This is a genomic window from Saccharopolyspora sp. 7B (assembly GCF_020177435.1).
GTDB lineage: Bacteria > Actinomycetota > Actinomycetes > Mycobacteriales > Pseudonocardiaceae > Saccharopolyspora_C > Saccharopolyspora_C gregorii.
Genome location: NZ_JAIUKC010000001.1, coordinates 1 through 9,983 on the forward strand (window position 1 = coordinate 1; position 9,983 = coordinate 9,983).

Annotated in this window: 5 protein-coding genes; all 5 read left to right on the forward strand. The window is 75.2% G+C overall.

The genetic code is table 11. From position 1 onward, the window contains the following. Positions 1–94 precede the first annotated feature (94 nt). Positions 95–367: a hypothetical protein gene (locus tag LCD33_RS00005; RefSeq protein WP_224977351.1), complete on the forward strand. Its 273-nt coding sequence runs from the start codon at positions 95–97 to the stop codon at positions 365–367. Then, a complete protein-coding gene (locus LCD33_RS00010) occupies positions 357–5,828 on the forward strand; it encodes a non-ribosomal peptide synthetase (protein ID WP_224977352.1) in 5,472 nt (1,823 codons plus the stop codon). Before LCD33_RS00005 ends, LCD33_RS00010 begins: the two co-directional genes overlap by 11 nt. Continuing rightward, positions 5,825–7,615 carry an ABC transporter ATP-binding protein gene (locus LCD33_RS00015; protein ID WP_224956317.1) on the forward strand — a complete coding sequence of 597 codons (1,791 nt, stop codon included), beginning with the start codon at positions 5,825–5,827 and terminating at the stop codon, positions 7,613–7,615. The genes LCD33_RS00010 and LCD33_RS00015 overlap by 4 nt, the downstream gene beginning before the upstream one ends. Then, on the forward strand, positions 7,612–9,357 hold the full coding sequence (locus tag LCD33_RS00020; protein WP_224956318.1) for an ABC transporter ATP-binding protein: 1,746 nt from the start codon (positions 7,612–7,614) through the stop codon (positions 9,355–9,357). The genes LCD33_RS00015 and LCD33_RS00020 overlap by 4 nt, the downstream gene beginning before the upstream one ends. Continuing rightward, positions 9,354–9,983, forward strand: a 630-nt coding sequence (locus tag LCD33_RS00025; protein ID WP_374228387.1) for an NAD-dependent epimerase/dehydratase family protein, incomplete at its 3' end; no start/stop codon positions are given. The genes LCD33_RS00020 and LCD33_RS00025, both read left to right, overlap by 4 nt.

Here is a 9,983-nt window from a genome sequence, read left to right on the forward strand (position 1 = left end):
GGGGGGGCCGGGGGGCCCGCCCCCCCCCCGGCGCCCCCCCCCCCCCCCCCCCCGGGGGGGGGGGGGGGCGGGCGGGGCTCACCCGGGCGGGCCCGTGGGGGGCCCGCCCCACGCCGACGCCGACCAGTCCTGCACCGACCAGTCCTGCACCGACCAGTCCTGCACCGATCCGGCCGATGCCGGTCCGGCCGACCCGGGCCTGGCCAGCGCCGACCCGGTCGACGTCGACCCGGCCGACCTGGACCTGGCGAGCGCGGACCCGACCGAACCGCTGCCGACGAGCTCCGACCCGACCGCCCCAGCCCCGACCGACCCAGCCCAGACCGCCCCCGTGCCCGGCGAGGAGTGCCGCACCCATGAACGCTGACGAGATCATTTTCGAGCTCCAGGACCTGGGCGTCCGGTTGTGGAGCGAGGACGGGCAGATCCGGTTCCGCGCCCCGAAGGGCGCGCTCACCCAGCAGCACCGCGACGCCCTGCGCGCGCAAAAGGACGAGGTGCTCGCGCTGCTGGACCGCGAGCAGGACGCCGGCCAGGTGCGCGCCGACCCGGACGCCCGCGGCGAACCGTTCCCGCTCACCGACGTGCAGACCGCGTACCTGCTGGGCAGGCGCGATTCCTTCGGCTACGGCGGCGTCGCCTGCCACGGGTACCTGGAGGTCGGCTACCCGAGCCTGGAGCCGGACGCGGTGGTCGCCGCGTGGAACCTGCTGATCGGGCGGCACGACATGCTGCGCGCCACCGTGTCGGCCGACGGCTACCAGCAGGTGCTGCCGGAGGTGCCGCGCTGCGAGGTGGCCTGCACCGACCTGCGCGGTGCCGGGCCGGACGCGGTCGCCGCGCACCTGGCCGCGGTCCGGGAGGAACTGGGACACCGGCGCTACGACACCGCGGTGTGGCCCCTGTTCGAGCTGCGGCTGACCCGCACCGACGACGGCGACCTGCTGCACTTCTCGCTGGACTCGCTCATCGCGGACTGGGGCAGCGCCGGGGTGCTGCTGGACGAGCTGGACCTGGTGCTGGCGGGCCGCGCGGCCGAGCTGCCCGAGCTGGAGATCACCTTCCGGGACTACCTGCTCGCCGAGCGCGGGCTGCGCGACACGGCCCGGTACCGCCGCGACCGCGAGTACTGGAAGTCCAAGGTGGACGATCTGCCGCCCGCGCCGGAACTGCCGATGCGCACCGGCAGCGGCACCGGTGAGGTCCGCTTCGACCGGCACCGGTTCCGGCTGTCCGAACAGGACTGGAACGAGTTGCGCGCCCAGGCGGGGGCGCGCGGGATCACCGCCGCCAACGCGGTGCTCGCGGCCTACGCCTCGGTGCTGGACCGCTGGAGCGCGCGCCGCCGCTTCACCCTCAACCTCACCCTGCTGAACCGGCTGCCGCTGCACCCGCAGGTGGATCGGCTCGTCGGCGACTTCACCTCGGTGAGCCTGCTGGACGTGGACGGGATGGCCGGGACCTCGCTGGGGGAGCGCGCCGCGCGGCGCGGCGCGCGGCTGTTCACCGACCTGGACCACCGGTTGCACTCCGGCGTGGAGGTGATCCGCGACCTGGCCCGCGCCCGCGGCCAGGAGGCGGCGCTGATGCCGGTGGTGTTCACCAGCGCGCTCGGTCTCGGGCCCAGCGGTGGGTCCGGTGCGGGTCGCGTGCTCGGCGAGGGCATCACCCAGACCCCGCAGGTCTTCCTGGACTGCCAGGTCAACGACGGGTCCGGGGAACTGGTGGTGGACTGGGACGTTCGCCGCGGCATCTTCCCCGACGGGCTCGTCGCGGACATGTTCGCCGCGTTCGAGGAACTGCTGCGCTCGCTGGCCGCGGACGCGGCCGCGTGGGAGCTGCCGGAACCGGTGGGCCTGCCGGAGTGGCAGCGGGCCGAGCGCGCCCGCGCCAACGACACCGCCGGGCCGGTCCCGGACGGTCTGCTGCAGGACGGGGTCCTGGCGCGCGCCGCCCGCGCGCCGGACGCGATCGCGGTGCGCCACCCGGGCGGGGCCCTGCGCTACGGCGAGCTCGCCGGGCTCGCGGCCGAGGTGGCGCGGCGGCTCGACGGGATCGAACCGGGGGAGCGCGTCGCCGTGCTGGTCGACCGCGGTCCCGAGCAGGTCGTGGGCGTGCTGGGCGTGCTGCTGGCCGGCGGCTGCTACCTGCCGATCGACGCGAACCAGCCGCGGGTGCGCCGGGACCGGGTGCTCGCCGACGCCGGGGTGCGCCGGGTGCTCGTGCAGTCCCGCACCACCGACCTGCCGGACGAGCTGGTGGTGACCGAGCTGGACCGGCTCGAACCCGCCGCGACCGCGCCGCCGCGGCCCGCGACCGCACCGGACGACCCGGCCTACGTCATCTACACGTCCGGTTCGACCGGGGCGCCGAAGGGCGTGGTGATCAGCCACCGCGCCGCGCGCAACACCGTGGACGACGTCACCGAGCGGTTCGGCGTCACCGAGCGGGACCGGGTGCTGGGCCTGGCCCGGCTCGGCTTCGACCTGTCCGTCTACGACGTGTTCGGGGTGCTCGCCGCCGGAGGCGAGCTGGTGCTGCCCGACCCGGAGCGCGGCGCGGACCCCTCGCACTGGGCGGAACTGGTGGCCGAGCACGGCGTGACGCTGTGGAACTCGGTGCCCGCCCAGCTGCAGATGCTGGTGAACTACCTGGATTCCGAGCCCGCGGTGCTGCCGGGCCTGCGGCTGGGCCTGCTGTCCGGCGACTGGATCCCGGTGACGCTGCCCGATCAGCTGGCCCGGTTCGCCCCGGCCGCCGAGCTGGTCTCGCTGGGCGGCGCGACCGAGGCGTCGATCTGGTCGATCCACCACCCGATCGACCGGGTGGACCCGTCGTGGACGAGCATCCCGTACGGAACACCGTTGCGGAACCAGGGTTTCCGGGTGCTCGACGCGGACTGGCGGGACTGTCCGGTGTGGACTCCCGGCGAGCTGTGCATCACCGGCGCGGGACTCGCGCTCGGGTACCTCGGGGACGCGGAGCTGACCGCGGACCGGTTCGTCGCGCACCCCGCCGACGGGCAGCGGCTCTACCGCACCGGCGACCTCGGCCGCTACCTGCCCGGCGGGGAGATCGAGTTCCTCGGCAGGCGCGACGACCAGGTGAAGATCCGCGGCCACCGCATCGAACTCGGCGAGGTGGAGGCCGCGCTGCTGGCCCACCCGGAGGTCGGTGCGGCGGCCGCCGTCGTCGCCGGTGAGGGCGGGGAGCGGGCGCTGCTCGGCTTCACCGAACCCGCCCGCGTCGCCGAGCCGGACCGCGACGAGCGCGGCCGGGAACGGCTGCGCACCGCCGCGGCGAAGTTCGCCGACCGCCAGGTCGCGGGGCTCGCCGCCGAGGACGTCGAGCGTTACCTGCACGACCTGCACCGCGCGGCGCGGCTGTCCATGCTGCACGCGCTGCGCGCCCGCGGCGCCTTCGCCGCCCCGCGCGACGAGGACGCGGTGGTCGACGCCGCCCAGCCGCACGAGCGGCACCGCTGGCTGGTGCGCCGCTGGCTGCGCTGCCTCCTCGACGGCGGCGAGGTCGCCGAGCGGGACGGGCTGCTGCGGATCGCCGCGGACGTCTCCGGCGAGGACGTGGAACGCGCCTGGCAGCAGGTGGAACGGCACTGCGAGCGCGGTCTGTGCACCCCGGACTTCGTGCGCTACCAGCGCGACCACGTCGGCCGCCTGCACGCGCTGCTCGACGACGAGCAGAACCCGTTCGAGCTGCTGTTCCCGCAGGGCCGCGACGAACCGGCGCGGGCGGTGTACCGCGACGACCCGGCGATGCGCTACGCCAACCACGGCGCCGCCGCCGTGCTGCACCGCATCGCCGCCGGGCACGACGGACCGGAACCGCTGCGCGTGCTGGAACTCGGCGCGGGCACCGGCGCGACCACCTCGGCGGTGCTGCCGCTGCTCGACGGGTTCGAGGTGGATTACCTGTTCACCGACGTCACCCCGTTCTTCCTGCCCGCCGCGCAGGAGGAGTTCGCCGGAGTGCCCGGGCTGCGGTTCGGCCTGCTCGACGTGGACGGCGACCTGCGGGCGCAGGGCGCGACGCCGAACTCCGCGGACGTGGTGCTGTGCGCCGGGATGCTCAACAGCGCCCGGGACGTGGCCGCCGCGCTGCGCACCGCCGTGGAACTGCTCGCCCCCGGCGGCTGGCTGGTGTTCACCGAACCGACCGGCGAGCACCCGCAGATCCTGCTCACCCAGGGCTTCATGATGGATCCGGCGGACGGCGACCGGGAACGCGGCGCGAGCACCCTGCTGGACCGGGACCGCTGGCGCGCGCTGCTCGCCGAGGCCGGTGCCGAAGAAGTGCTGTGCCTGCCCGGTGACGAACACCCGATGGCCGCGCAGGGGATGCACCTGTTCGCCGCGCGGGTCGGGGCCGACCGCGCGGCCCCGCACCCGGCGGCGCTGGAGCGGTTCCTGCGGGAGCGGCTGCCCGCGCACATGGTGCCCGCGCATCTGCAGCTGGTGGACGCGCTGCCGGTCACCCGCAACGGGAAGATCGACCGGGCGGCGCTGGCCGGATGGCGGCCCGCCGAACCCGTCGGCACCGCGGTCGAGTCCGATGTGGACGGCGGGGACGAGCTGGCGGCGCGGCTGTGCGCGCTGTGGGCCTCCGCGCTCGGCGTGCAGCGGATCGGGCCGGACGAGAACTTCTACCACCGCGGCGCGGATTCGCTGATCCTGGCGCGCGTCGCGGGCCGGCTGCGCGAGGAGGTCCCGGAGGCCGCGGACTTCGCCTACGACACGCTGCTGCGCCAGATGCTCAACGAGCCCACCGTGACCGCGCTGCTCGCCGCCTTGCGAGCCGGGCGGGAACCCGAGGTGGCGCCGGTGCGCGCGGCACGGGGCGGCTCGCTGCTGGTGCCGTTCGGGTCGCAGGACGTCGACGGGCCGGTGCGGGTGCTGTTCCACGCGGCGCTCGGCACGATGGACTACTTCCAGCACCTGGGCGCCGCGCTCGCCGAGCAGCGGCTCGGCCCCGTGGTGGGGCTCGCGGTCGCCGATTGGGACGCGTACTGCGCGATCCCCGCCGAGGACCTGATCCCCCGCGTCGCCGATGACTACGCGCGGCGGCTCGTCGACGAGGGCCACACCCGGTTCCAGCTCGTCGGCTACTGCCTCGGCGGGCTGCTGGCCACCGAGGTGGCGCGGCGGCTGGCCGAACGGGGCCTGGAGGTCGTGGACCTGACGCTGGTCGACAGCATCCCGATGTTCATCGAGACCGACGAGGAACTCGCCTTCGAATCGATCTTCGTGCCGAACCTGGGGCTGGACCCGGTCGCCTCCGTCTTCGGGCCCGAAGTGGACGCCGCGGACGTGCACCGCGCCGTGCAGACGCTGATGGAGCAGTGCTCCGGCAAGGTCCCGGCCGGGGCGATCGCCGCGCTGCGCGACGACCCGGGGCTCACCGCGGTCGCCGAGGCGGCCACCCGCCGGGCCCGGATCGACCAGCGGGACCGGCTCGCCGAGTACGCCCGCGCCGCCGCCGAGAACGCCGGCGTCCCGGTCGAGCCGGAGATGGTGCCGACCCTGTTCCGGGTGTGCAGGCACAGCATGATCGCCGCTCGCTTCGACCCGGAGCCCTACGCCGGCGACATGCGGTTCCTGCGGGCCGACCAGCAGCAGACCTTCGGCCTCACCGCCGGGGTAGGGCACTTCGCCGCGCCGTTCTGGGAACGCACCTGCCTCGGCGGGTTCGCGGTCTCCGACGTGCCCGGCGACCACTTCAGCGTCATCGAACCCCCACAAGTGCAGATCGTCGCGGACCGGTTGGCCGAACCGCTGCGCGCGGACGTCGAGGAGCAGGGAGCGCACGCATGACAACAGCCGCTGGAGGAGCGGAGCAGGGCAGCTCGGCGCTCGCCGAGCTGCGGCGCCCGATCGCGCCGATGACGCGGCTCGGGGTGCTGCTCGGCGGGATCGGGGCGTTGACCACGCTCGCCCCGTTCGTCGGGATCGCCGAGCTGGGGCGCACGTTGCTGGCGCCGGGGCCGCTGGACGCCACCCGGGTGGCCTGGACCGCGGTGGTCATCGCGGTCGGCACGGTGCTCGGCTGGAGCTGCACCGGCGCGGCGCTGTGGATCACGCACCTGGCCGACGGCCGGATGCAGGCCGAGCTGCGCCGCAGGCTGGTCCGCAAGCTCGGCGAGGTCGGGCTCGGCTGGTACTCGGAGACCAACTCGGGCCGGGTGCGCAAGGCCGCGCAGGACGACGTCGACGACCTGCACCACCTGATCGCGCACCACGACGTGGAGCTGGCCGGGGCGGTGGTGCTGCCGCTCGGCGGGCTGGCCTACCTGCTGTGGGTGGACTGGCGGCTGGCGCTGCTGGCGCTGGCGACGTTGCCGATCTACTTCGTGGCCTACGGGTTCATGATGCGCGGGTTCGCCGACAAGATGCGCGAGATGGACTCCGGGTTCGCCCGCGTCAGCGCCGCCATCGCGGAGTTCGTGCACGGCATCGCCGTGGTGAAGTCGTTCGGGCAGACCGGCCGGGCGCACGCCGGTTACCGGCGCGCCGTCGACGAGTTCGGCGAGCGCTACGCCGGGTGGGTCCGCCCGGTGCTGCGGCTGGAGGCGCTGACCTCGATGGCCCTGTCGGTGCCGGTGATCGCGCTGGTCGGCGTGGCGGGCGGCACCTGGTTCGTGCAGCGCGGCTGGGTGACGCCGATCGACGTGCTCGCCGAGGTGCTGGTGGCCGTGGTGCTGCCCTCGACGCTGCTCACCCTCAACCAGGGCTTCACCGCGCAGCGCAAGGCCGTCGCCGCCGCCGAACGGCTGTCCGGACTGCTGTCCGCCCCGGCGCTGCCGGTGGCCGCGGAACCGCGCAGCCCGCAGGGCAACCTCGTCGAGTTCGACGCGGTGGAGTTCGGCTACGCCGCGGACGAACCGGTGCTGCGCGGCGTGGACCTCACCTGCCGCCCCGGCACGGTCACCGCGCTCGTCGGCCCGTCGGGCGCGGGCAAGTCCACGCTGGCGAAGCTGCTGCCGCGGTTCTACGACGTCACCGGTGGGGCGATCCGGCTCGGCGGTGTCGACGTCCGCGAGATCGCGCCCGCCGAGCTGTACCGGCACGTCGGGTTCGTGCTGCAGGACGTGCAGCTGCTGCACGGCACCGTGGCCGACAACCTGCGGCTGGGCAGGCCCGCCGCGACCGAGCGGGAACTGGTCGCCGCCGCCGAAGCCGCCCGCATCCACGAACGCATCACCCGGCTGCCCCGCGGCTACGAGTCGGTGATCGGCGAGGACGCGGTGCTCTCCGGCGGGGAGGCGCAGCGCGTCTCCATCGCCCGCGCGCTGCTCGCCGACACCCCGGTGCTGGTGCTGGACGAGGCCACCGCCTACGCCGACCCGGAATCCGAAGCCGAGATTCAGGAGGCGCTGTCCGCCGTCGCGCGCGGCCGCACCGTCCTGGTGATCGCGCACCGCCTGTCCACCATCACCGACGTCGACCGGATCGTCGTCGTCGAACGCGGCCGCGTCGCCGAGCAGGGCACGCACGCGGAACTGCTCGCCGCGGACGGCCGCTACGCGCGCATGTGGGCCGAGCACGAGTCGACCACCGACAGCACCGCCGGGGCGCCCGACGGGGGAGGAGCAGCACGATGATCAGGCACCTGGCGACGATCCTGGGGCCGCAGCACCGCGGTGCGCTGCGCTCCTACCTGGCCTGGCTGGTCGGGTACGCGGTGCTGGAAGGGCTGGCGATGGCCTTCCTGGTGCCGGTGCTGGGCGCCGTGCTCAGCGGCGACACCGGTGCCGCCTGGCGCTGGCTGGGCGCACTGGCGATCGCCGTGCTGGCGACCTGCGTCGCCCGCTACCAGCAGGCGATGCAGGGATTCCGGCTGGCGCTGGTCACCCTCGGGACCCTGCACCGCCGCCTCGGCGACCACGTGGCCTCGCTGCCGCTGGGCTGGTTCAGCTCGGAGAAGGTCGGCAGGCTCTCCCGCAGCGCCACCGGCGGCACCTTCATGGTCACCAACGTGTTCGCGCACCTGCTCACCCCGGTGGTGAGCGGTGTCGTCACGCCCGCGACGGTGGCGGTGGCGATGCTGGTGCTCGACTGGCGCCTCGGCCTGGTGATGGTGCTGGCCGCGCCGCTGCTGTACCTGACGCACCGCTGGTCCGCGCACTGGATCGGGCGGTCCGAGCAGCAGCGCGACGCCGCCGACGCGCTCGCCGGGAACCGCGTGGTGGAGTTCGCCCGCAACCAGCAGACGCTGCGCGCGTTCGGCCGCGGCGCCGAGGGCTACGCGCCGCTGGAGGAGGCCATCGACGGCCGCGGGCGCGCCGCGGGCCGGATGCTCACCGAGACGATGCCGCGGCTGCTGGCCTCCGGGCTCGCCGTGCAGCTGTCCTTCGCCGCGCTGGTCGCGGTCGGGGTGGCGCTGGTGCTGGGGTCCGCGATCGAGCCGGTGACGCTGGTGGCGCTGCTGGCGCTGGCCGCGCGGTTCGTCGGCCCGCTCACCGAGGTCGCCGGGCTCAGCGGCATGGTGCGGATGGCCGGCAACGACCTGCGACGGCTCGCGGAGATCTTCGACGAGGAGCCGCTGGCCGAACCGGCCGCGGCCGCCGAGGTCACCCGCCCCGGCGAGATCGAGTTCGACGCGGTCCGCTTCGGCTACGACCCGGCGAACCCGGTGCTGCGGGACGTGTCGCTGCGGGTGCCCCCGCGCACCATGACCGCGGTCGTCGGGGCCTCGGGCTCCGGCAAGACCACCATCACCCGGCTGATCATGCGGTTCTTCGACGTGGATTCCGGGGTGGTGCGCGTCGGCGGCGCGGACGTGCGCGAACTGGGCACGGCCGGGCTCGCCGAGCAGGTGTCGCTGGTGATGCAGGACGTGTACCTGTTCGACGACACGCTGGAAGCGAACATCCGCATCGGCCGGCCCGCCGCCACCGACGAGGAGCTGCGCGAGGCGGCGCGGCTGGCGGGCGTGCACGAGATCGTCGAACGGCTCCCGCAGGGCTGGGCCACCCCGGTCGGCGAGGGTGGCGCCTCGCTCTCCGGCGGGGAGCGGCAGCGGGTGTCGGTGGCGCGGGCCGTGCTCAAGGGCGCGCCGATCGTGCTGCTGGACGAGGCGACCGCCGCCCTGGACCCGGAGAACGAGCGCTACGTGCAGGACGCGCTGCGCAGCCTGATGCGCACCTCCACGCTGGTGGTGATCGCGCACAAGTTGCCGACCGTGGTCGCCGCGGACCAGATCCTGGTGCTCGACGACGGCCGCATCGCCGAACGCGGCACGCACGAGGAGCTGCTGGCCGCGGACGGCCGGTACGCGGAGTTCTGGAACCGGCGCACCCGCAGCCGCGGCTGGCGCCTGGTGTCCGCGGAGCAGGACCGGTGACCGCTGTCGTCGGAGTCGTCGGCGGGCGCGGGGACGTCGGTTCGCACGCGGTGCGGGCGTTGCGCGGACGCGGGTGCGCGGTGCGGATCGGCGGGCGCAGCGCGCCTTCCGGGCCGGAGGAGCGGGTGGTGGACTTCCGTTCCAAGTCTACTGTGGACGATTTCTGCGCCGGGCTGGACGTGCTGCTCAACTGCGCGGGGCCGTCGCGGGAGATCGGCGACGCGCTCGCCGTCGCGGCGCACCGCGCGGGCGCGGACTACGTGGACGTGGCGGGGGACGAGGCGCTGCACGCGCTGCTGGACCCCGCCGGTCCCCGCGTCGCGGTCCTCTCGGCCGGGTTGCGGCCGGGCCTGACCGGGTTGTTCCCGCGCGCGGTCGCCGCCGAGCTCGACCGGGTGGACGCGCTCGAGGTCCACTTCGGACTGCTCGACCGGTTCACCGAGGTCGCCGCGGCGGACTACCTGCACGGCGTGGGGGGCGGGGGGCGCCCCCCCCCGCCGCGGGGGGGCGGGGGGGGGGGGGGGGGGGGGGGGGGGGGGGGGGGGGGGGGGGGGCCGCCCCCCGGGGGGGGCGGCCGCGTGCCGCCCCAGGCCCCGGGGGGGGTGGACGCGGGGGGCGGCGGCCGG

Coding starts and splice junctions, on each gene's coding strand:
- LCD33_RS00010 (WP_224977352.1), top strand. CDS start 357: ATGAACGCTGACGAGATCATTTTCGAGCTCCAGGACCTGGGCGTCCGG.
- LCD33_RS00015 (WP_224956317.1), top strand. CDS start 5,825: ATGACAACAGCCGCTGGAGGAGCGGAGCAGGGCAGCTCGGCGCTCGCC.
- LCD33_RS00020 (WP_224956318.1), top strand. CDS start 7,612: ATGATCAGGCACCTGGCGACGATCCTGGGGCCGCAGCACCGCGGTGCG.